The sequence below is a fragment of the Candidatus Nitrosocosmicus agrestis genome (assembly GCF_008389435.1).
Taxonomy (GTDB): domain Archaea; phylum Thermoproteota; class Nitrososphaeria; order Nitrososphaerales; family Nitrososphaeraceae; genus Nitrosocosmicus; species Nitrosocosmicus agrestis.
The window spans coordinates 123,557-146,286 of the sequence record NZ_VUYS01000004.1 but is presented as its reverse complement, the minus strand read 5'-3'; the positions used below and the strand labels follow the sequence as shown (position 1 = coordinate 146,286).

Sequence of the window (22,730 nt, the reverse complement as noted above, 5' to 3'; positions counted from 1 at the left end):
AATTCATCATGCTATAAAGTCTCTGATAAATGTAAAGATATGTTCACCAAACACTATTATTCTAATCAGTAGCATTTGAAAACTGTACTATTTGGACTTATTGACGATATAGCCCTATTCATATGAATGTTTTTCTCTGATTAATTACAAGAAAATTATGATTGACAATCTGAAGAAAATGAAAATTCATAATGGAGTTATTAAAGAATATTGTTGAATAAGTTGATCTTGCAATACGATATTTCTTTGTTCTATTAATCACAACTGAAATATCATTTTCAGTTTACTAACCCATTAATCGTTTTTCCCTATTGATTGATTATTTTAGCAAATGTTCGCTCTGGTAATTAGTACAAATACTGAATGATGATCACATGCATTTGTATCTTAGGTGGAACTTTTACATGCGAGAGGGGGGGGGAGACACATCTGTCGATTAGAAGAGAAATATGAGTAACGGTATGTTTTGGCATAGTTTATGATTGTATACAGATAATCACATTAGAATACATTCATGCGCAATAAATACGGCTAGATTATTAACATGTATGCCTGATAGCCACTTATGGATGCCATATTCTTGGGAACTGCATTTCAAAAGACAAAATCTATTGTGCTGATTGTATTGCTTGGATTTTCTTTAAATGCTCTAATTTATAGTAACGTTGAGAACTCTGATGCAGTAGCAACAACAACAAAAAAAACCAGTGATCAAGCTAATGGTCCCAGGTCGACTAATCCTGCACCTATTTCAAATACAAAAGAATTCACTTTAATAGCTGAAGAAGTAACACTAGACATTTCTCCGAGCAAAAAAATAAAGGCTTGGACATACAATGGTAGTATACCTGGACCAACACTCCGTGTTACAGAGGGTGATAAGGTAATAGTTCATTTCATAAACAAGCTTGATCTACCTCACACAATTCATTTCCATGGCGGACATAATGGTACGGTGGATGGAGTATTTGAAATTGTAGCACCAAATAAGACCTTTACCTATGAATTTGTTGCTGCCCCATCAGGTGCTCTTATGTACCATTGTCATGTTATGCCCGTTGTAGAACATGTAAGAATGGGTTTATACGGTGCTTTTATTGTTGACCCCAAAACGCCTTTGCCACCTGCTAAGGAATATGTGATCGTATTTGGTGATTATGATACCAAGGATATTCAAACTTCGGATCCTGAAAGTGCTTTCTACAATGGTTATGAGAACATATATTATGATAATCCCTTACCAGTTTACGTCAATGAGACCGCAAGAATTTATATGATTAATCTTTCTCAACTGCCCGCATATGGATACCATGTACATGGAACTCTTTTTAAAACCTGGGTTTCAGGCATTCTTATGAATGAACCCATATACACCCAAACATGGGCTATATCTTCTGGGGATGCCGCAATATTTGAGATGAAATGGCCATGGGAGGGAAACTATGTATTCCATCAGCACGGTATACCTGAGGACCGCGGCGCAATGGGTTACTTTAACGTCACTTCACCTACACCTAATCTGATAGATGGAAAAGACATTGCTATTACAAAACCTGTAAGCATGATTAATTGGCAAGAGAATCTCACAAGGACATTACAAAATGCAACAGCAAAAGCCATGGAGAATTAGGAATCAATTTTTTCTTTTTATTTTGCAATTGAAGGGTGATTGAAAAAACTGTCAACATTATAAACCTCTAGTGGTCAAGATAGAGCATTAGTTTGTTGACTTTGAAAGTCTTTATCAAAGTTATAATTCTATTGACATAATTAATTAATTGATTGATTAATTAGTTTTTTTTTGAACCCTTTTTCATTATACCAAATGAGATATTCAAATGAATTACTTTCAACCAAAACACTTTTCATCACATTGATAATACTGGTTAAATTTTCTAATAAATAACTCGTTGCTTTCTCGCATAGGCTTCTCTTGCTACATTTATCGCACCTTTTCGTAGTAACATTGCTCTATATACTATTTGTTTCGCCGTCTCCATAGCCGCTTTTCTAACATTGAGTTGTGAAGTATTATCTTCTGGGTCTGTTGATGAAAGTGAGTTATAAAGCGCCCTTTTGACATTATTTGTAATTTTATATTCTATTAAATCAAAGGCTTCTTTTTCAGTTCGACCCTGATACTCAACAAATGATCCTATTACACCACCTGCATTTGCCAAAAAATCGGGTATGATCAATATATTGTTCTCCAGCAGATATTTATCGGCTGATGATGTGGTAGGAATATTTGCTGCCTCTACTATTATTTTCACATTGTTTTTCAATAACTTTGGAGCAGTTTTATCGTTGATAACGCCAGTAAGAGCTGCAGGAATAAAAATGTCTGTTTCTACATTAAAAATTTCGTCTTTTTCTAAAAGATCATAACGGTGTTGCTGCTGGTGGGTTTGATTTTCTGAAAGATCCCTCAATTTAGACTTGTCTTTCATATCATTCATTAATTGCTGAATGTCCAAACCTTTTTCATTAAATACAAATCCTGACACATCACTAACTCCTATAACTTTTATGTGCAGATCATTTAGAAATTTTGCAGTAAACGAACCTACATTACCAAATCCTTGAATGATTACTTTAATGTCGTTGCTTTTTGATCCTAAACTGTTTGTAAGATCCTGAAAAGATTTAGGTGTTTTTGATCCTTCACGTTTGATGTCTTTTAAAAAATTTAGTGTAGTCTCTAATGCAACACTAACTCCATATCCCGTTGTTCCTAATTCATGAGGAATTCCTCCTAGTTCCTGTGGCTTACCTGTGCATGCTCGCATATCTCCTATCTCGTGTGCAAACACTGCCATGTCTAATTCGGTTGTTCCAACATCAGTAGCCGCTATATACTGTAAGGGACAATAAGGTCTTATCATTTTTGCAAAGGACTTCACCCATTCCACTTGGTTTACTTTACTTGGATTTGCAATAATTCCTCCTTTAGCTCCTCCAAATGGTAGTCCGGCGGAAGCACATTTCCAAGTCATTGTTCTTGCGAGTTTAAATATCTCGGTAGGAGTGACACTATCTGCAAATCTTATTCCGCCTTTTCCAGGGCCTGTAGATGTGTTATCGATAACTAAAACACCCTTCATACCAGTGTCAGGATCATAAACCTGCAGTATTTTTTCGGGACCCCATTCGTCTACCTCGGGCCATTCTAAATTGCCTCTGCCCTCCATTTGCTGAATTTTAGGTCCTATATGTGAGCTCGATAATGATGGATCAGTGTTGACCATTCGAATTATAGTACTTATAATATATTATAACATACTATAGAGAAATAGATTCGCGAGTATCTCTTTTTTCCAACGTTATGGATATTATGGAACAATTGGAATTCAGTCTGCTCTACTTTCGATAATCCTTCTCCAGTTTATCAATTTATTTTTAACAGATAGCATTTATAATTGGACCATCGGTTCAACTATATACATAGATGATTGATTTACCTTTCGGCAAATATTAATACTATAACCACATCACCTTCCTGATGATATAAATTCGAAAAAAATTGACTTATTATCAGGAAGTCAAAGTGCGTTAATAAGCTGTTGTGATTTTATTGCCTGATAAGTTATTTATTCTTAATATCTGCAGGTCGAAATTCTCCCATAAACTTTTCATATTTCTTATCCAGCTTATCGTAAATCATTTTACCTTATTCTAAATCTTCAAGTAATTTTATCAATTTGTAGGATCTTGATGTTCAAGTACACGATCATAATAGTCTCTTACTCTTTCTAATGTAGTTTCATAATGTCTTTTGTTTCCCAAGCCAAGTGAATCAGAAACTAGTATAATATCATATCCTATATTAAACGCCTCACGCAATGATGTATCTACATATATAGATGTGTCAATCCCACAAAATACAAGAGTATTAATTCCTTCACTTAGCTAGCCCTTAGTTCAGTATCTTAGAATACATCGTCTCTTCTTTTGATAACTATATAGTCATTTTCTGTGGGTTTAGTTCCATCAATTTTTTGGACATCTTATGTACCTCTCATTGTGATAGGAACTTAGTTGTTCCTTTCTTGCTAAAGGCAAAAATCTATGAAAACAGGTTAAGAGGTCTATACTACTGGCTTCTCTAACTGCTTCTGTATAAAATATTGGTATATTTGTGGTTCTGCAAAAATGTATCAGTTCTTTTACTATTGGAATGATCCTTTGATATTCTTTAATATTCGGTCTCGAATGATTGTATGAACTACCTTTGCTTATAAACCCATTATGCATATCAATCACGGCAAGTCCAATTCTAAAATTTGTTGCTTCGATGGAATCTCGGATATGATTATACTTACCTATTAAAATTAAAAAGTGATGTTTAAGACTATGGTCTGCTAATCCTGTATTCGAATACATGCAATGATGTTGATGATCTATTGATATTATCACTGTGATCTAAGGCGTCTTGAGTGTTTAATCTTGGAAAAAAATAACATAATTGCTGATTTACCATTCTATAAATAGCGTGATTTATTATTCTTATTTGTGGAAGCACAGATTGGACAAATATTGCAAGATTTTGCAGTTATAATGATAATTGCTTCTGTAATGACGTTGGCTTTTTACAAATTAAAGCAACCTGTCGTTATAGGATTCATAGTAGCAGGTATCGTAATTGGTCCTTATAGTCCACCTTTTAGTCTAATTCATAATTTAGATATTCTTAATCTCTTCGCTGAGCTAGGTGTAATATTGTTGCTTTTTACTGTAGGTATGGAATTTCCCATTCAAAAATTAAGGGACGTCGGTAGAAAAGCAATTATTATAGCCTCTAGTGAAGCATTTGGAACCTTAGTTATAGGCTTTATTGTTGCACTATCATTGGGTTTGGGATTTTACGATAGCCTTTTTATCGCACTCGCAATATCAGTAACAAGTACTGTCATCATAATGAGGGTTCTTGGAGAGCTCAAAATGATGAAAGATGAATCTGCCACTCTGATCTTAGGAACAACTATAATTGAAGACATCATCATAATTTCACTATTAGCGATATTTCAGTCAACGGGATCAAGTGGAGAGATATCGATAAATGAAATCATAATCTCTATAGGAATTACTCTAGCATTTATTGGAGGAGTATTAATAGTTGGCTCAAAAATCATTCCTAAACTTTTAGATATTGTGGCAAGAACCAATCAACATGATGTACTAATAGTGGCTGCGGTAGGAGTCGCTTTTGGATTCGCTTTTATATCTTTTCAATTAGGAATATCTGTAGCAGCAGGAGCATTTTTTGCAGGTGTTCTTGTAGCGGAGTCTAGATCTCACGCTGTGACTAGCGTTTTAGCTAATCCTGTTAAAGACATTTTTGCTGCATTATTTTTTGTATCTGTGGGAGCTTTAATGGATTTTTCACTAATACCAAAGTTCATAGTGCCTGCATTGATATTGATAGCGGTCTCTATAGCAGCAAAATTCGTTACAGTTTATGTTTCTTCTAGACTCCAGAAGATAAATCATCTTACCTCAACAAGGACTGCGTTAGGATGTTCGTCATCTGGTGGTGAAATAGCTCTAGTTGTAGCAAAAGGAGGAATTGACGTCGGAGCGGCTAATCCAATTATTTTACCCATGATTGGGACTATGACAATCATAACAACTTTCATCGCACCCTATGTAATCAAATATGGTTGGAAATTTACAGAGAAATTTAACAAAGCCCAAGATAAAAATAATCAACAGCAAAAGCAAAAACAACCCCGTTCAACCGAATCGGAAGAGGATTCAAACACACCAATGTGATATGACTACTTTGACATAACAAACAATTTTTTACAAACCTTCCTGACAGTAGAGTATTAGATTCACGAACATGGATATGATATTATGATTGATAATCTTCGAATTTGCCGTAGAATATAGATAACCTTATTTACCTTTTTTTATCTATATATGAATTGAGAAGGAAAGATAAATAATAGACTTGTCTAGAAAATCTCAAACATCTGAAACACATTCTGCATTGAATAGCCTTGATCTTGGTACAATAGAGTTTATGAAATGGCTAATATCAAAAGATACGCATTCTGGAGATACTTTGGTAGTGGTTAAAGATTACTTTGATAACAAGTATGTAATTTTGTTTGATAAGAGTATGTCAACCAATGTTATAGTTGCTTATAGAGATGGCATGCCTTGGTGTATTACATGCAATACTGATGATTGTGGACATGTCGGTTTTGCTATCTGTCTAAAGCAGGATTATGATAGAAATGAGCAAGTGATCTTTTAAGTGCCACATATATGAAGTTTGTTTGCTTTAAAGGACAATACATCTCCTTGCAGAATCTACAAAGTAAATTGTGAATACTATACTCAGCAAAATATCAAGATTTATTTGTTAAATGAGTAAAAATTGCCTTGACCCACCATTTACTAATATTTAAATTCACTCTACAGCATTTTTTATCAACTACTATGCGTTCAAAGATGTTGAAAATTGCTTTTAAATCTGAATATTTTTTAAATTACTTGGGAACATTTTGATAGTGCCTTCATCCGGTTTTCTTTAATTTATGATATCAGAATTATTGTATTAGTATGTATTTAGCAATTATCTTACTATTAACAATGCACAGTTTACTTCTTCAGCAACTTTTCTTGCAACACTTCCTAATTTCTTAAACATTCCTGAAATTCCTTTATGTCCTATACTACCCATAACAATGAGATCAATGTCGTTTCGTTTAGTAAAGTCAATAATAGTTTCTGCTGGATCGCCTATTTTAATTTCTGTCATGATTTGAACATTGTGCTTTGCATATGTTTTCTTCACATCATCCAGAATCCCAATCATTTCGTTCTTTATTTCATTATGGAGTTTGTTAACCAGTGGGGATATAGTTATTTCATTGTTTTTTAGTTCTATTTTTGAATAGTGGATTGGCAACGGTATTTCGTTGATAACATGTAGTATAAAGATTGGCGATTGATTGACGGAAGATAATTCTATAGCTTTTTCTAAGGCTTTAATTGACAACTTGGATGTGTCAAAAGGTACTAGTATACGATTAAAGGGCATCAATTAACAATAATTTTCGAACAATATAAGTAATACCGGATTGTTCAAACAAAAAAATTGCTTTTTTTTGAGCAAGGCTTGGTGTCATTATTTTCAATATTTATTTAACGAAATTTATGTTGCGATGATATGATTTTTTACTCTAAAATAAAAAAAGAAAATTCTTCTAATGCAACTTTTAGATCTCGTGTTTTTAGAAACAGACAAATTTTCTCACTGTTCTATATCATTAAGATCTGTAAAGAATGATCAATCTGTTATATTCGTCAAACATGGGTCCCATAAAATGAAATTAGTTTTTTTTTGAATATGCCGTATCTAGTGTAGTCGCTAATCTTATTATCTTATTATTGTCATAGGACAAGAAACTGCTTCTGATACTTTTCTTGAGACACTTCCAAGGCCTTTGAATTTAGACAATCCTTGCAGTCCATTACTTCCCATAACTATTAAATCGACTCTATTATTGCTTGAATAATCTATAATTTGATTAGATGGGTCGCCATAAAGAATTAATGATTCTAGTTTAATTCCTTCTATGGATTTATAGGTCGTCTTTTTTTTATCCATATCTTTTTGCATTAAAGTTTTTGTTTCTTCATATATGCTATTGGCATGTTCATTTAATGATGAATTTTCATTTTCATTTTTAATTTTCATTTTCATTAAAAGACTTTTCGTAAACGGTATTTCCTGTATTACATGTAACATTATGATTTTAATAATTCGTTTTTTTGGATCACCTCTAAAGATTGCCTTTGCTAAATAGACTGCATACTCTAGTGCATTTTCAGAAAAATGAGAACTATCATACGGTACTAAAATAACTCGTAGATCCAATCTCCATTATAAAAATAGGTGTTATATCATAATAGCTTTACTGTGGATACATCTTTTAATATTGATGAACTTGTTGTTTGCATTTCCCTAAAATTATGCTTGAATTGATAAATTACGTAGGACTTGATGTGATGTTCTTAATTTTGTAATATATAAGAATGCCAAACTGTTGTTCTAGTAGGTCATCATGGAGAGACAATATATATGTAATGAAGATATTCTGGGATGTCCTTATTGAAAAGATACTAGACCACCTCCTATGAAATTATAACTCTATTTTGATGACCTGGTCCACAATCATGTGATGCCTTTAGAACTTTCATTTAATTTCTTGACTGCAATTAAATCATTATCATTGACAAATGCTTTCATTATTCGCCATTCTTGCTTAAGTATTACTCACCTTTTCAACTAAATTCTGTATGGTGATTCAAATCCTATTAAACATAGCTTATCAGCAACTTTTTTACTCATCAATGGGATTGCCATGCATGTCGAGCATATTTAATCTGGTTATCTTAAATATTTTGGACAGAATTTAATAGCTTTGGAATACACGCAAGCTTCATTAACCACACGTTTTACATCACTGATTAGTTAATTTCGATACACTAATTTGTTTGGTTAGTTGATCTCAGTGGTCTAACTCATTTCCCTATTTAGTATTTTAAATTGTTCCACATTATAATTATTGATTGTGCATTCAAATTTAATGTGGATATTTTGGAATATGATATTGGTTTCTAAAACAAGTGTGTCTTAATTAACTTATTTTTGATTGTCAATGCTCTGTTACTGAATACATGACGCTGTATCTAAAGTTCTATTGGTAAGGACTACTTTGAGATAATCGTAAACTTGAATTTAACTGCTTATTCTTCACGTTATACTTACATATTCAAAACGTAGCTCCATAGAATTTGTTATTTGCATCTTATAAGTAGAGGCTTTGACTACTTCTGCTGCATGAAGGGACGTGGGTCAAGGATTGCCCTAATTGAATTTATTTTCCCTTTATCATCAACTTTTATCCAAAAACACATAATTTGAGAATTATACTCTTGGAGAATGCAGACGTCATTTCCATCCGGAAACACCTTTTTAATGTCTAATTTGGTTAATCCTCTTAACTGGTATTGTCGTTTAAAATATTTCAGATAGGATTCCGGATTATCAAACGAATTTACAGGCGATAAATAGGAAAAATTATCACTCAAAGAGCCTCTTGCCAATTGCCAATCTTGATTGTCCGTGGCCTGAAAATACTCCATTACTATATCCTTTGAACTTTCTATAAAGGCTCCACTTTTTTCCATGGGGGTCTTTAGAAAACATTGTATTTATCAGTATCAGCGATTATGATGCTATTGAACCCGGTAAATGAAGATTGGAATTGAATTTTGTATTAAAGTTTACCTGACACCATATGGTTAAAAACTCTATATCGAGGCAGTCCTACTTAGGATTGCTATCCAGATAAATCGCTAGGGATGTGAAAGAAAAAAAGGAAACAACAACCTAGTTCTGCTTTGTTTCCTAATTCAAATTATTCCGAAATAAACGACAGTTTCTGCCAGATATGGCGAATCATATCTCAGCGAATACTGGAAAATAATTTGAAAAATGCTATACAACTCATTTCAGAACTAGACAACAAAGCACTTTCAATCTACTATTATCATATAACAACAACAACAACACGACAAGTAAGTAAGCACCTTTATCCGATAAAAACAAATAAAATAATTTAACTAATTATCCAAATTCTTTATTTTAAAATGCTACTTTTTCTCTTCTATTATCATAAAGGAAAGATAGCAGGTTAATCATATGCTTATTTTTTTAAGAGCGTCCAATTGGCCTTTTTTAGCTTCGTAGCGAACGTCATTTATAAGGATTTTTATTATTAAACATGTTGTAATATGTAGTATGGTGCAGATAGATAATGCGAATTTAAACTATAAACTAACTTCTCCATGCTGATAAATATATTCTCGTCTACTGTCCTAAGGGAATTAAAACAAAATCACGACAGTCAAGTAAGTAGTCAATAGAATTGTATGCTTGACTACCTTTTTTGCGTTAACCTTGATAATAAAATACTGAAACAATTGTAAAGGCGTTAATTTGTTGTTGAACATACAGTCTCGTATTATTATTATTATTTGTATTAATTTTCAATAATACTCGAGATCTGACTTTAATGAAAAAAGCATGTCATTTGCAGTTCTATTATACTATATAGCCTAACTCAAACTATTTAGCTTGGATTGTCCCATATGGTTTTCGAAGATCGATTGGCATTTTTATAACAACCGTTCACTAGTTAGACGTGGCGAGAGAGAAAGAGAAAAAGAGGGATATATTCTCTTCTCATATGATTTTTCTTGATGATAACTGGCTGGGATTTCGAGCTAGAAAAGATATAAATCAGGATAAAATGGGTTAACATTATTATTCCCAGATTCATTCATCCTCGCAATTTTGTAGGTAATAACAACAATAATTGCATCAAGATTTCCATAGATAGCTAGCTCTTGAGCCAAGATAACCAATAGGGGATAGTGGGTGGATGAATGAATGAATGAGAAATGGAAGGTGCAGAATAGGAAAAAAGGCTATCAAAAGATCCATATCGCTTTAAACATAAAAACAAAGGAAATCCTTACCCTTGAGGTAAAAGACGAGAAGGTTCATGATGGTAGACGTTAAAGAAATTGGTTAGTCATGTTCTGAATACTATCACTACCTCACTACCTCACTACCTCACTACCTCACTACCTCACTACCTCACTACCTATACGAAGAATTTAATTCGCTACTCTCCCCTAGGGATGGAGCTTATGATTCAAATACAATTTCAGTATCTTTTGGAGAAAGGAAGGAATCCAACCGAGAATAAAGGTAAGAAAGAATTCAGTTGTTTCGCCTAAAAACAATAGTTTAAGAAATGAGGAAGCGATACTGCAAACAAAAGAGATCTATTGAAATGGAGGAAGAAAAGAAAGTACGGACAGATGGATGGATGGATGGCTGAAACTGCTTTCTTAACATTCAAAACCCTTTTGGAGAGTATGTATCCGCAACAAGATTTCAAAATGATAAAGGAGATGATGATAAAAGTGTCATTGTATGATCTGTTTAGGAGAATATAAGGTAACAATCTTAGTTAGATTAAAAGGACAAGGATAGGATACAAAGCAACCTAGTTCCTTAATCAATTCACAAATGGCTTGATAGAGTCGATAATCGAAATAGGCAGGTGGATATAAATTCAACCCATACTTTACTGCGATATTTTGGAGCCATGTTAGATTTTCGTGAGTTAATTGTGGAAGAGGTGAATAAGTATTAGAAGTTACTAGTTTCCCTACCTCTAAAAACAATTTTTCATACCTGCAGGGCTCAAGAAACACAGAAAATGTGCTCCATTATCCGTTTCGTTAGTGAATTTATGAATTGGTCCATTAAAAGGTATATTTACAAAACCTTTTTTTGGGCAGTATATCTTTTCTCCTTTGCTATTGCAATGATCTATCCTTCCAAAATATTAAATGCTTCTTGGAATGTGGCGTATGAATGAAGTGTTGGTCATTTTCCAGGGGAATCAGCCTGTCAACAAGAGAATTGAAGTGTTGGTTTGTTCACCTCCTATTGCAATGCGATAAGTATTGCCCATCACTGATATAGGAGGTCATTCCTGCCTTAACATCCACTACAGTTGGAAAACTGTTTGTATTTACTCTGTCTGTTTTAGATTTTACTTATTTTAATTAAGGATTTGTTAAAACTAATGACTATAAGTGTACCGATAATCTAACATTATTTTTTCGACTTGGCATCAACAGCACCTTTGACTAGCAATATTAAATCCTGATTGCTGTAAGAGATATTTTCCTCAAACTATAGCATATTTATCAAGTAATGTGTTTTATATTGTATTTTCTGTGGTATAAAAGCCGGGTAGTGTGATTTGTTAAACTTATATTGGCTTTTCAATTGGTTTAAACTACCTATGCGTACCTTTAGAATGTCATAGTGACCTAGAGAATTAGTAGTAAGGCTACATTCGTGTTATAAGTATCTTTGATTTCCCTATAATGTAATGTATTTTACTTTCCAAACCTTGTACCAAACCTCAGCATAGTACATCTTACATTATAGATATTAACACAATTTCAACCATTGTTAACTTTCCAACCACAACATAATCATCGGTACAAAAACATGAGCATGGGTACTGTACACCCGAACATTGATACCTTACTACTTCTCAATTAGGATACCGCTAGTTAATAGTACAGTAGTGTGACATTACTCAATATAGATAATTATGATAATTCTATCCTTTCATTTTGACCATGCAGAAACGGCTTACCCTGTAAATAACCAACCCACATTTACAGTGGATTGATAAGCCGTCACCTTTGATGAAGGATAGAAGATAATGTTGGCGTATTAACAGTACCATTCCACTTGAATATAAGATCGGAGCATTTAATTGCAAATAATTACAATTATAGGATTTGAAGATCGTATTCAACTGTAATCTATGAGGCTATTATCAATGTATGTTTGCATAAATTAGACAAATGGGAATGACAAAGGCCGAAGCATCCAATATTGGCGATTTGCAATCCCTTTGATAAAACCGATTATCTTTCTAACTGTCTAGTTAAATTCTCTTAAATTCATCGGGTATCATTTTCATGCTCTAACACATCCTATATGCACTACTAATTTCGATTCACCATTCTTTATTTGATATAAATTTTACATACTCTGCCCATTCAATGAAAGTCATCTTGAGTTTTAACATTCTTACTTAATGTGTCAATATCTACTACCGCAAATATGCTATCGCCTTCATTTGAAATAATGGTCTTTCATATTTTCCTGTTGTTGTGCGCTACTTATGCTTCTCAAATAATTAGATATATCTATAATTAACCGTTGATGGTCAAATCTCTCGAACTCAACTCAATCTGCTGGGTTATGTTACTTGCGTGTTCTGGGCCAGGGCCGTACCATATTCAGGTGAAATGTGATTAGTGGCTTTTCCGTCCTTTTGATCACAGACCTTTATTTTTCTTTTTTTTCAGTATTTTAATTTATAATTCATCTTCCATACTAGAATACATTAGATTGTGCCTTTCAAAAACGATTGAATTCATTTAATGACTATGGGCCTGGAATACTAATACAATTCATATTGCGGTATGTGCTCTGCTGATGGTCCTTTATGAAAGATAATTAATCATATTAAAGAATAATAAAGCAGTTAAAATCATCATTTCTGTCCTAATTTAAAAGGGGATAAGTAATGGTGTCACTTACCGATTATAGAATTGAAATTGATGCTCATTTCGTTAATAAATTCTAGATTATTTAAGTTTGGTGATAATATCAAACAAAAACCCAAAAACCCCTAATGGCCTTTGGGCTATGAGGAAAGAAGGCAGTTGATTGTTACTATAGTATTTAATACAACAAGTGATTAAATACCCTTTTAGGACTATTCTTTCTTTCTAGAAGTATATGTTATTTAAGTAAAGTTATCATTGATGAGTTGAAATGTCGAAAGATGCCCATACAATATTCCAACCATCTTTGAGAAACAAGTTTTTAATTGAAATTATAGGTACATTTATTTTGGTTTATGCAATTGCATCTGCTGCGACGGTTTATTCTGATAGTGGTCAGTTGGGAGTAATAGGTATAGGGTTGGTACATGCCCTTGTCTTAACAGCAATTGTATATGCAATAGGATATCGATCCGGTGCGCAGGTTAATCCTGCGGTTACCATTGGATTATTAGTGGCCAAGAAAATAACAGGTAGGGAATCTGTTACTTATATAATTGCTCAGATTATAGGGGCAGTAATTGCTGCAGCTGTAGTATATTCTATATTTGGCTCCGAAATGTCTGCTAGTGTGACATTACCTGCGCAAGATAATGTGATAAGAGCTCTTATACTAGAAACAGTCATGACTTTTACCTTAGTGTATGTAGTACTGACAACAACTACTTCAAAGAACGTTAGGATAGTGCCACTGGCAGGACTTGCAATAGGCTTCACACTGGGACTAAATGTGATGTTTGGGGGTGCAATTACTGGAGGCTCATTAAATCCTGCCCGGTCTTTTGGTCCCGCATTAATTATGTTCAATTTTAGCTATCATTGGATTTATTGGGTGGCTCCAATATTAGGGGGATTGATAGCTGCTGGAGTTTATAAAACAGTACATACTAAAGAAGAACAAGAGGAAGAAAGACTCCCACCAAAATAGTTTAACATGAATCTTTTGATATAAAATTTGATTTTTTTTGCTGATCAAATTTTAGTGTAGTTTTATTTTTTTATGTGGTTGTTTTTGTAGGCAGAATTTTGCTAAACTTGCATATAATGGAAGATATTGCGATCATGTATTTTCAATGATGACTTATATGGCATATAATTATGAAATTAAAATATTAGTCTGAAAAAGTATTGATATGACAAAAATATTACTTCTGATTTTAACTGGAAAGCCCAAATACCTGTGCCTTTGAACGATACAAAGGCAAAGAGAAACGAATTTCACCTGTTGCTAAAGTTGGAAAAGTCCAAGATGATCTAGGGTGTAATAATTTACCTTAGAGAAAACTTGCAATATAATAAAGAGCAATTCAAAAGTTAGGGGTTTGTTATGCCTGACAAACTTTGAACTTCATTCCAGTACTTTTCAAACATAATCTCCTGAACAAATATTTGATGTTTCTCTTCTGAGTATGTTCCTTCTAATCGACCTCTATTGTTAGCGGGTTTTATTTGAATCATACTCTTGTTATCGCTTATTATTATTGTTTCGTCAAATTTACCTAATAGTCCCTTAACATATCCTAACTGAATATGGTTGTTTTTAGTTATTTTATTCACCGAATCGATGGCCTTTATCCATTGTTCATCAAAATAATCCACCAAGAATCGAATGCGAACATCTTTCTTTATTAAATGAGTTAACCTTGTAAGGAACGTGATCTTACCTTTTGCTAATACCTGGTTCAAAACCTTTATGGATGAAAATACAAGTACTTCCTTTCTACTTTGTTCTATCATATAAATAATTTCGCTTTCTATTTCATCAGGATTTGTGATAATAAAATTGTCACTTTGATGTTCTAGTTCTTTAATCCTGGACGGAAGCGATATTCCAAAACTCCAAAGTTGTTCAAAGATCTTTTGTTGTTTTTCTACTAGAGGTTTGAAATTACTAAATACTCCTTGAGTAGGAGGTTGATAATCTGTAAATAATATGTACATCATATAACACCTGTTATCCATTATTCCAAAATTTCCTCTGATGCTGTCTAAATGCCTGAATTCACCTAAATCATGCAGATCGAATGTATCAATATTTTCTTGTGTAAATTCTATTACAAATCTTGATTTGATTCCTCTAGTTTTCATTCTTTTTCTTCCGATAGAAAATCCCTACTTAAAGTTATTGAGAAGAAATGCCATAAATTGGGAATCCCATACACTATCAAAACCCTTTTCACAGATTTCCACTGCATTTAAGCTGATCTCTACTATTTGGTCCCAACCATGAATGATTTCGGTTGTTATTGGATAATACTGACGTGACTCCTTAATCTGATTTAAGGTATACATATCCATTTACGATGGAACATATACATAAAAGAATAAAAATATCATGATGATGCAATTAAATGATTTCATGTTTTAATTCGTAATTGTTACCTATTTCTAACCTCAAAATTTATCAAGTTGAATTTATTTGTCTCTTCTTAAAATGAGGCTGCTTATTTTAGTCATAAAGCAAGTAAGTTGTGCAGTAATAGGATCTCAAGCAAATAATAAGCAAAATAGTAAAGAGTGAAAGAACAATAACACTTGTGGACATGAAGTCTTTGAGACAACCTATGGAGCCAGGCGCAAAAGACTAGTTAAGTAATCTCGCACCAATAGTCTCAGCATCATCCAAAGACCGAAGTCTTGAATTATATTGCTACTCGGTTGCTTCATATAGCTTTTTTATTTCTTAATCTTCAAATAATGTTTGTAAATTATCTGAAAACATATCGTTAAAAATATTTTTTGGCACTTTCTAATACTCTTTTCTCATTTTCCGGTAAGGAATTTTCATTCAACATTTCTTTAAATTGTAAGGCGTTTACTATGGCTTTTCCGCCATAGTGATTATTAAAATAGACAAATACCGTGTCTGTATTTTCCTTTATTTTCTTAACCTTTTTAACCCATGTATTCAGTTCTTCTTTGGAATAAAGATAATTATACCAATAGTGACCCTGAGTTGTATTTCTGCCATGCATTCGAATCACTACTCCGGTAGACTTTGAAGTTATATTGTCTTCATTAGATAGAAACTCTAAATTTTCTTTCGCAGGAGAATCTGTAAGTACTGAGACTATGTCATAATGTTGAAGTAGTTCTAATGCACCTTCTGTATCCCATGACTTGTTTCTAAATTCAACGGCAAACTTGATGTCATTTGGTATTTCAGAGTCTTTCCTTAATACTCTGAGAAAATCCTCTAAATATTGTGAATCTGTGATAGCAAAACTAGGGGGTAATTGGATGATTATGGTTCCTAGCTTGTTAGAATTTTTTAAAGGTGATATTTTATCAAGGAATGTCTTTAAATCAACCATGACACCTTTGTTCACGTCTAGTCTCTTGTCATGAGTAATTATTTCAGGAACCTTAACCGAAACTTTAAAGTCACTAGGTGTTGTCTTTACTATTCCAATGAATAAACCTTGATTCATGTGCTGATAAAATTTATTATAAAAAGTGGCATCCATTTCAACTGTGTTAAAAAATTGTGAATAGTAATTGAGTTTTCGAGTTTTCCTATCTGGATAAAATACATTTAACCATCCCCCTTTTTCAGCCGAATCTCCATAGTTCCAGCCTGAACAGCCTATGTATAATTGAGAAGTCATTACTAATCGGACTTTCAATCACTAAATTACTGAATTCATTTATGAAAAATAGGACGCGATCTCCTTTTTTTATCGGTAGCTTTTTTTACTTTTTGACCTTCTAATTCTAGATCATCTTCTGTTGCTTTTTCTTTTGTAGATGGAATATTGAGTTTAGCGACTTCAGGAATTGCATATGCAAAATGAATATGTTCACAATCCTGTGTTTGGTCAAGGTCACAATATAGCGTATGATCCTTCAGATATATTTCAGCAACTTTCTTATTCCTTTCATCCTTAATAAATAAAGTATTATCGTGAATTCCTATTGGAGAATAATAGGGCATCATTACAGATAAGAATTTATCTTTTTCTAAAACGTCTATTAATAAATCATTAACAAAACTACCTATTTTCTTATTTTCGTCTAGTGCATTGCGCTGTTGTTTTTCTATTAACTTTTGTTTTAACCTTGCAAAAACTTCAGCTCTTATAGTTATATTTTGTGCTCCTTTTGCTAATGGCATTGATAGTTCTACTTCATAATACATGATCACACTATTTAAGATTAGGGTGAGCCTAAATTACCTTAGTAAAATACAGTATACTTATATAACATGTTATTCAATGGTTTATAATGGGTAGAACATGTATTAATTTGATTAATTTTAGTGCTAGAAAGCAATGGTTTAGAATAAAATCAACTAGTAAAAAAGTGAGGACACAAGAGAATTATCAAATCATTGTATAACTACCTACTGCGACAGGGTGATTGATAAATGCACTTACTTTCTACAAACTCAATAAAAAAAGAATTACAGAATTCCAAGATTTTTTTTAATGCCTTTGATGAATTTAGTGAAAGAAACAGACGACTATTTAACATACCTGAAATTGATAGACATTTATTCTTTGAGGATAAAAAGAATATTTGTATTATAAATAATTCGTCTTCTAATATTTCTGACAGTTATCTATATTCCGTAATTACAAACACATGTATTGCATATCACTTAAACGGTGAAGATGTTACATGTGACAATAATATACTACCAAAAAAGAAAGTGACAATATTGATAGATGCAGGTAATGGTAACAATTTGGGCTATATATATTTGGACCTAGTTAAAACGTGGTCAAATGAAGAAATAGATATTAAAGAATTTCTTAAACAAATAGTGGTTCTAAGAGCATTTACCTTTTATCAAATGTTAAATATAGTAATAAATGAAATTCCCAAGTTTATCTATCAATGCGATAGTGATTGCAAAATTCAAATAATTATTTTAGATCTGCTAAACACATTAATTGAATCTTCTAGTCAAAGTATTGTATCAAAGAATGATAACAGCAGTTTTAGAACTGAAAGAGATTTTCAAAATAACGAAAAATTAGTAAATGAAGTGATCGATGTATTGATCAATCTTTCGGATAATTATTTTGTAATATTAACATGTAATAATAGAACCAATATTATTGATAGTTCCATCTTTTACAAATTTAGTAATTATGTTGAGGTGGATGTAGTAAATTTTGTTAGCAAGAGTAAAAAAAATAGAAAGGATTTAGACAAACTACAGGTAAGGAGAAAAGAAATTCTATTAAAAATTAAGTCCAAGAAAATTGTATCATCAACAACCATCAAACACCCTGTTATTTATGGTTCCAAAAAGAGTTTATTTACAGGTGATAATGAACTCTATACATCATCTTACAACGATCTGGATTTAATGAATTTGTGTGTGCTTTAATGAGTAGATCTATTCCTTATTCTAGAATGTTAATAAATATAGAGATATTAGAACGGAGAACATTTAAAGAGAACTTGTCATACAGGCAGGATAAAGAATATTTGAATAAATTATTTCCTATCCACAAATTATATTGTTATTCCTTATCTCATTTATCAAAATCTATAATCACAGAACCAATCTTATTAAGCGTCTTTTTCAAAGTTTCAAACAGAATAATGAGTTGTCGTTTAAACCTCCTGCACAACAACTATTAGCAAAAGTTCCAATGTAGTGGTCCAAGATAAATCGAAAAATTTGAGTAATTGTGTAACTCCTGCCAATGACCAAATAAGCAATAAGTGTTATTTTTTAGCACCACTTAAAGAATGGAGAGAATTTAGTGATTGTTTAAGCAAGTAGGATGAATCTATTTTTATTGTAATGATTACTCGTTGCTATGATTGTAATCACTTGGCTATTGATTCCTATAATGATGGCCATAATAGTATGAATGCAAATAAAGAGAAAGGATAACAAAAGCCCTGTATACGAACAACGACGTCGCTCCTCATGATCCTATATCTATATTAGTAAAAGCAAATAAACTATATGAAATCAAATCAAAAACAACTTGATTTCTATGTTGAGTTAGTTAGGTAGAATTCCGTCTTTTCTATAAATTTAGCCACCTCTGAGTCTAGATGGCTCTTTAATGTCTATCATCTAAATGATAGAATAGTTTTATGGATGAAGCAAAAGGATAATGAAACGGCAACGTATGCTTTTTATACTATTGGTAACTATCTTATGGATGAAAGTTTTGATAGCAGCGGAATAACTGTATTTGATGACAGTGCTACGGATAAACATTCATTTCTTAGTAATTCAAAAGAAATCTATAAGGACCGAGTTAACAAAAATAGGGACAGAACTTTTCTAATTTGGTATTGGAAATAGCCGTAATTAAGTAAATAATACTTTGGGTTATCCCTTCTACCTATTTAGATATAGAAAGTAGCAGATTTCTGAAGAGATTCAAAGATACGGGTTTGAGGCGTAATAGATCCTAAATACTCTTTTTCATTGTCATTTTATTGGATAGGATCAATCCTTTTATTCCTACATAATAATTATAATTTAATTGCAAAGTATTCTATATGATACTGACCCAACCTGTAGATATGTTAGAGTCGGCGCGAAAGAATCTTTCAAGAAAGTTGGTCTGTATTGAATCACAAGTGATGTGCATTATTCGCCTGGTTTTCAAAAACAATATGATATTTCAACTAGTCATAATCCATATTTTGGTCCAAACAAGGTGAGCCCTGTGGGTTTAGTAATAGATATATTACGAGTCCAAATTTTTAAATTATTCTGGTAAGTATATATCTATTAACAAAATTAAAAACTTCTATAATGGATAAGGATTCCGATGGGAACGTATAACATATTCTAGATTCAGTGGGCTTCGAATTTATATGGTATATCAAAACTGTAAATTTACTAAATTTTAAAGAAGTCAGTTTTTTAAAGTAACTAAAGTTATAATGCCAAGTGGAATTAGTAGAGATATGCTATCAATCTATGATGAATTTTTTTTGACATGCTTTTGGAAATTCAACTATTGTAAAATATAATAATCACTAATAATTTAGTCATAGTAGAAACTAAAGACGATTAATCTTCTATGAACGTAAATGCATCTGATACTATCCATTCACAAGCCTTCACAACTTCCCAACATTTATCGGGCATTTAAACAACTATTGCCCAATAGTTTATTTTAAAAAATTAATAATCAAGTTTAAACAACGATCAGTTGTTAAAAAAGGAGCGATTCTCTAAAGGTTAATCTAGACCATCTATGTACAGAATTGATCTATTTTACTAACTTAGTGAAAATGATTATGCAATGGGATTCAAGTTTTATGTTATTAAGAATAGCTGGGTTTCCTCTAAATTCAATCAATTTTATAACTTTAACAATTGTTCAAACAAATCAAACGGAGTTATAAGCACTTTACAATAATTAACTCTATTGGCATCATGGCTACAATTTTGGTATTGGTCTTAATTATTCAATTAGATACATACCAGAGTGCCTATTCAGCCACATCATCATCACGGTATGACGACATTTGGTATCAAATTGAGAGTCAATTGCCATCTGTGGTACCTTCCCTAAATAGTGATTGGTTTGCTGATACTGATAATCTAAACGATGATGAATCTGAATCTCAACCTGCTCAGTTGGCTGCTACCACTTCTGGCACCTCTTGCAAAGCGACTTTGTCTGATAAATTTGATTATCCCCTATACTCGCTGCGTGATGGACAAACGTCGCCCAATGGAAAGTGGCTGGATGTTTACAACGGTTATGGTTCCTCGGGAGTAGAATCTTCATTCCCTAGGGTTAATTTCTGGTTGTCCCCTAAAGTTTCTACTAGCCCGTCTGAAACACATGCTGCGTTTGTAAAATCTAAGGATACATTTTGCAATTTTGCAATGACTTTTGATATAAACACTGTAAAACAATTACGAAAGAACTCTCCTGCCAATACGTGGGAAGTTGGTTGGCTGTTCTTTAGATATGTAGATGGTACTCATCATTACTATTTATTAGTAAAACCAAACGGTATTGAGCTTGGAAAGAAAGATTGTGATCGCTGCAAAGTTCCCGTAGAAGGTGATCAAGTGTACCTGGTAACAAAGTCTTCTCCCAAATTAAAGATGAATACTTGGAATAAGGCCCAGGTCTTTATGGTTGGTAATCACATCAAGGTAAACTGGAATGGAAATCTTGTGATAGATTATGTTGATAAGACGATGTCTTCAAAGTTGGCTTCTGGCTCGATTGGAATGTACACTGAGGATGCGTATGTGAAATTTGATAATATGGTTGTTTCCCCAAGGTAGAAATACCTTCTTTTGGTAATTGAACGTTGCCATATTCAAGCAACTTGTTCTCTATAACATGTGTTTAGGTAGCAAAACCAATTCGATTTTAATGATATTATTTTTTTTTGACCTGATCTGATCTGTTTATACTAAAATACTTCTAATCCGATGCCATATGATCAGGAGTACCTGCAAATACATGATATAAGCAAACTAGCATTGCAAAAGCGAATTAAAATGACCGAGAACGATATGCCCATTTTTCATAAGGAACAATCCTCTTGATATGCCTGGATATGAGGTAGTGGATTGTACCTAGAAAAGAGAACAAAATAAAATAAACTGTGAGATGACTAAAGAACCGCAAAAAGTCTTTTGTTAGTACTCCATTGTATGATGGTGACGATTATAACAACAAATTTGTAACAAATTGTCTTTCCCTTCGTATGTCCAAAATTGAGGTCTGATACTAACTGTTTGCTTCGTAGAATATGATATTCGGTAGAAATAAATTATTATTTTCATTAATCTAATAGTCAAGTAATCTAAATTCTTCTTTAAATTGGGTTGGACATAATTAGTCGATACCATGGGATTGAGAATCTGGTTGACCTAGTAATAATTATGATGCGAATCCAAATTTTAGGTTGAACTGATGATGATGCAATACTACTTTTCTTTTCTAATTGATTGTCTTTAGTGTATTATTTTGTTAGTAATTAATGAAGTATGACTAAATTTACTATCCTGGTGACCATCAAATATGCAAAAAACAAAATATGGTAATTTTCTCATTTCCTCATTTGTGCATTATTAGAATAATTAAAACAACACCTTTAAACTTGATATAAACAACTAAAGTACCTTTTATGTTACTATTATGCCGTAATATTTGTCTTATGCTGTATCCCTACCATATGTATTGTAGGGGGTTGTTCGGGTATACCTGATTATTTATCCTGTTTTGACATCCGCAGCAAGGAAGGAATTTGTATATAGGTTAGGTAGAGCCCGAGTAGGATCATTAAAATCTAGTGTTACATTCCCGGTTGGAACATCTGATATCCCTGTATTTGGATCCAAAGAGCCTTCAGACTAAACAGTAGCACCTCCATTTTAGCTATGATGATATTATTTTCTCTTAAAAAATGATCATGTTTACCTGGTAGTCTAAATAAAAAGTTATTTTGGATTGTCACCTGTATTGTTCTCATTAGATGTAGCCTCCGAATCTTCTGAAAAAGATAATTCTGGTTGT

General features: G+C 32.6%; 18 protein-coding genes and 2 pseudogenes. 10 read left to right on the top strand and 10 right to left on the bottom strand.

Features of this window, described 5'->3' with window-relative positions; genetic code table 11:
* Positions 1-565: 565 nt before the first annotated feature.
* Positions 566-1,630 carry a multicopper oxidase domain-containing protein gene (locus F1Z66_RS03435; RefSeq protein ID WP_149862208.1) on the top strand — a complete coding sequence of 355 codons (1,065 nt, stop codon included), beginning with the start codon at positions 566-568 and terminating at the stop codon, positions 1,628-1,630.
* 265 nt (positions 1,631-1,895) lie between these two features.
* On the opposite strand, the gene F1Z66_RS03430 is transcribed toward F1Z66_RS03435, so the two are convergent.
* The 3 genes from F1Z66_RS03430 to F1Z66_RS03420 all read right to left on the bottom strand — a co-directional run bounded on the left by F1Z66_RS03430 (position 1,896) and on the right by F1Z66_RS03420 (position 4,383).
* Entirely contained in the window at positions 1,896-3,248 is a 1,353-nt protein-coding gene (locus tag F1Z66_RS03430) for a Glu/Leu/Phe/Val family dehydrogenase (RefSeq protein ID WP_149862207.1), read from the bottom strand.
* 448 nt (positions 3,249-3,696) lie between these two features.
* Positions 3,697-3,897: an isochorismatase family protein gene (locus F1Z66_RS03425; RefSeq protein ID WP_149862206.1), complete on the bottom strand. Its 201-nt coding sequence runs from the start codon at positions 3,895-3,897 to the stop codon at positions 3,697-3,699.
* A gap of 93 nt (positions 3,898-3,990) precedes the next feature.
* Positions 3,991-4,383 (bottom strand): isochorismatase family protein, encoded by a 393-nt coding sequence (locus tag F1Z66_RS03420; protein WP_149862205.1) that lies wholly within the window; start codon positions 4,381-4,383, stop codon positions 3,991-3,993.
* 129 nt (positions 4,384-4,512) lie between these two features.
* Here F1Z66_RS03420 and F1Z66_RS03415 point away from each other — a divergent pair, with 129 nt between their 5' ends.
* On the top strand, positions 4,513-5,772 hold the full coding sequence (locus tag F1Z66_RS03415) for a cation:proton antiporter (RefSeq protein WP_230207430.1): 1,260 nt from the start codon (positions 4,513-4,515) through the stop codon (positions 5,770-5,772).
* A gap of 181 nt (positions 5,773-5,953) precedes the next feature.
* On the top strand, positions 5,954-6,262 hold the full coding sequence (locus F1Z66_RS03410; protein ID WP_149862204.1) for a hypothetical protein: 309 nt from the start codon (positions 5,954-5,956) through the stop codon (positions 6,260-6,262).
* A 321-nt stretch (positions 6,263-6,583) separates the two neighbouring features.
* Here F1Z66_RS03410 and F1Z66_RS03405 read toward each other — a convergent pair whose 3' ends face one another.
* From F1Z66_RS03405 to F1Z66_RS03395, 3 genes are all read right to left on the bottom strand, one after another.
* Positions 6,584-7,051: a universal stress protein gene (locus F1Z66_RS03405; protein ID WP_149862203.1), complete on the bottom strand. Its 468-nt coding sequence runs from the start codon at positions 7,049-7,051 to the stop codon at positions 6,584-6,586.
* A gap of 339 nt (positions 7,052-7,390) precedes the next feature.
* Positions 7,391-7,891, bottom strand: a complete 501-nt coding sequence (locus F1Z66_RS03400) for a universal stress protein (RefSeq protein ID WP_149862202.1) — start codon at positions 7,889-7,891, stop codon at positions 7,391-7,393.
* 953 nt (positions 7,892-8,844) lie between these two features.
* On the bottom strand, positions 8,845-9,207 hold the full coding sequence (locus tag F1Z66_RS03395; RefSeq protein ID WP_149862201.1) for a nuclear transport factor 2 family protein: 363 nt from the start codon (positions 9,205-9,207) through the stop codon (positions 8,845-8,847).
* Between the two features lie 1,264 nt (positions 9,208-10,471).
* Between F1Z66_RS03395 and F1Z66_RS16205 the strand changes: the two are divergent.
* The 3 genes and pseudogenes from F1Z66_RS16205 to F1Z66_RS03390 all read left to right on the top strand — a co-directional run.
* A pseudogene (locus tag F1Z66_RS16205) lies at positions 10,472-10,630 on the top strand (IS5-like element ISThar1 family transposase); the annotation flags it as partial.
* A 94-nt stretch (positions 10,631-10,724) separates the two neighbouring features.
* Positions 10,725-11,046, top strand: a pseudogene (locus F1Z66_RS16375) (IS5-like element ISThar1 family transposase); the annotation flags it as partial.
* A gap of 2,419 nt (positions 11,047-13,465) precedes the next feature.
* Positions 13,466-14,182, top strand: coding sequence for an MIP/aquaporin family protein (locus F1Z66_RS03390; protein WP_149862200.1), 717 nt, complete (start codon positions 13,466-13,468; stop codon positions 14,180-14,182).
* Between the two features lie 386 nt (positions 14,183-14,568).
* On the opposite strand, the gene F1Z66_RS03385 is transcribed toward F1Z66_RS03390, so the two are convergent.
* From F1Z66_RS03385 to F1Z66_RS03365, 4 genes are all read right to left on the bottom strand, one after another.
* Positions 14,569-15,342: a hypothetical protein gene (locus F1Z66_RS03385; RefSeq protein WP_149862199.1), complete on the bottom strand. Its 774-nt coding sequence runs from the start codon at positions 15,340-15,342 to the stop codon at positions 14,569-14,571.
* A 24-nt stretch (positions 15,343-15,366) separates the two neighbouring features.
* Entirely contained in the window at positions 15,367-15,552 is a 186-nt protein-coding gene (locus F1Z66_RS03380; RefSeq protein ID WP_149862198.1) for a hypothetical protein, read from the bottom strand.
* A 428-nt stretch (positions 15,553-15,980) separates the two neighbouring features.
* On the bottom strand, positions 15,981-16,862 hold the full coding sequence (locus F1Z66_RS03370; RefSeq protein ID WP_149862196.1) for a DUF72 domain-containing protein: 882 nt from the start codon (positions 16,860-16,862) through the stop codon (positions 15,981-15,983).
* Between the two features lie 35 nt (positions 16,863-16,897).
* Positions 16,898-17,368 (bottom strand): hypothetical protein, encoded by a 471-nt coding sequence (locus tag F1Z66_RS03365; protein ID WP_149862195.1) that lies wholly within the window; start codon positions 17,366-17,368, stop codon positions 16,898-16,900.
* Between the two features lie 252 nt (positions 17,369-17,620).
* Here F1Z66_RS03365 and F1Z66_RS03360 point away from each other — a divergent pair, with 252 nt between their 5' ends.
* From F1Z66_RS03360 to F1Z66_RS16200, 4 genes are all read left to right on the top strand, one after another.
* A complete protein-coding gene (locus F1Z66_RS03360; protein WP_149862194.1) occupies positions 17,621-18,592 on the top strand; it encodes a hypothetical protein in 972 nt (323 codons plus the stop codon).
* Between the two features lie 729 nt (positions 18,593-19,321).
* Positions 19,322-19,531, top strand: a complete 210-nt coding sequence (locus F1Z66_RS03355; RefSeq protein ID WP_149862193.1) for a hypothetical protein — start codon at positions 19,322-19,324, stop codon at positions 19,529-19,531.
* 1,089 nt (positions 19,532-20,620) lie between these two features.
* Positions 20,621-21,490, top strand: a complete 870-nt coding sequence (locus F1Z66_RS03350) for a family 16 glycoside hydrolase (protein WP_149862192.1) — start codon at positions 20,621-20,623, stop codon at positions 21,488-21,490.
* A 946-nt stretch (positions 21,491-22,436) separates the two neighbouring features.
* Complete coding sequence (locus F1Z66_RS16200; protein ID WP_255437880.1) at positions 22,437-22,571, top strand: hypothetical protein; 135 nt, start codon at positions 22,437-22,439, stop codon at positions 22,569-22,571.
* Positions 22,572-22,730: the final 159 nt, after the last annotated feature.

Bases quoted from the DNA above. Each gene is read 5' to 3' on its own strand.
- F1Z66_RS03365 (WP_149862195.1), bottom strand. From the start codon at position 17,368: ATGCCATTAGCAAAAGGAGCACAAAATATAACTATAAGAGCTGAAGTT.
- F1Z66_RS03405 (WP_149862203.1), bottom strand. From the start codon at position 7,051: ATGCCCTTTAATCGTATACTAGTACCTTTTGACACATCCAAGTTGTCA.
- F1Z66_RS03435 (WP_149862208.1), top strand. From the start codon at position 566: ATGGATGCCATATTCTTGGGAACTGCATTTCAAAAGACAAAATCTATT.
- F1Z66_RS03370 (WP_149862196.1), bottom strand. From the start codon at position 16,862: ATGACTTCTCAATTATACATAGGCTGTTCAGGCTGGAACTATGGAGAT.
- F1Z66_RS03380 (WP_149862198.1), bottom strand. From the start codon at position 15,552: ATGGATATGTATACCTTAAATCAGATTAAGGAGTCACGTCAGTATTAT.
- F1Z66_RS03420 (WP_149862205.1), bottom strand. From the start codon at position 4,383: ATGTATTCGAATACAGGATTAGCAGACCATAGTCTTAAACATCACTTT.
- F1Z66_RS03395 (WP_149862201.1), bottom strand. From the start codon at position 9,207: ATGGAAAAAAGTGGAGCCTTTATAGAAAGTTCAAAGGATATAGTAATG.
- F1Z66_RS03430 (WP_149862207.1), bottom strand. From the start codon at position 3,248: ATGGTCAACACTGATCCATCATTATCGAGCTCACATATAGGACCTAAA.
- F1Z66_RS03350 (WP_149862192.1), top strand. From the start codon at position 20,621: ATGGCTACAATTTTGGTATTGGTCTTAATTATTCAATTAGATACATAC.
- F1Z66_RS03355 (WP_149862193.1), top strand. From the start codon at position 19,322: ATGAAGCAAAAGGATAATGAAACGGCAACGTATGCTTTTTATACTATT.
- F1Z66_RS03390 (WP_149862200.1), top strand. From the start codon at position 13,466: ATGTCGAAAGATGCCCATACAATATTCCAACCATCTTTGAGAAACAAG.
- F1Z66_RS03385 (WP_149862199.1), bottom strand. From the start codon at position 15,342: ATGAAAACTAGAGGAATCAAATCAAGATTTGTAATAGAATTTACACAA.
- F1Z66_RS03360 (WP_149862194.1), top strand. From the start codon at position 17,621: ATGCACTTACTTTCTACAAACTCAATAAAAAAAGAATTACAGAATTCC.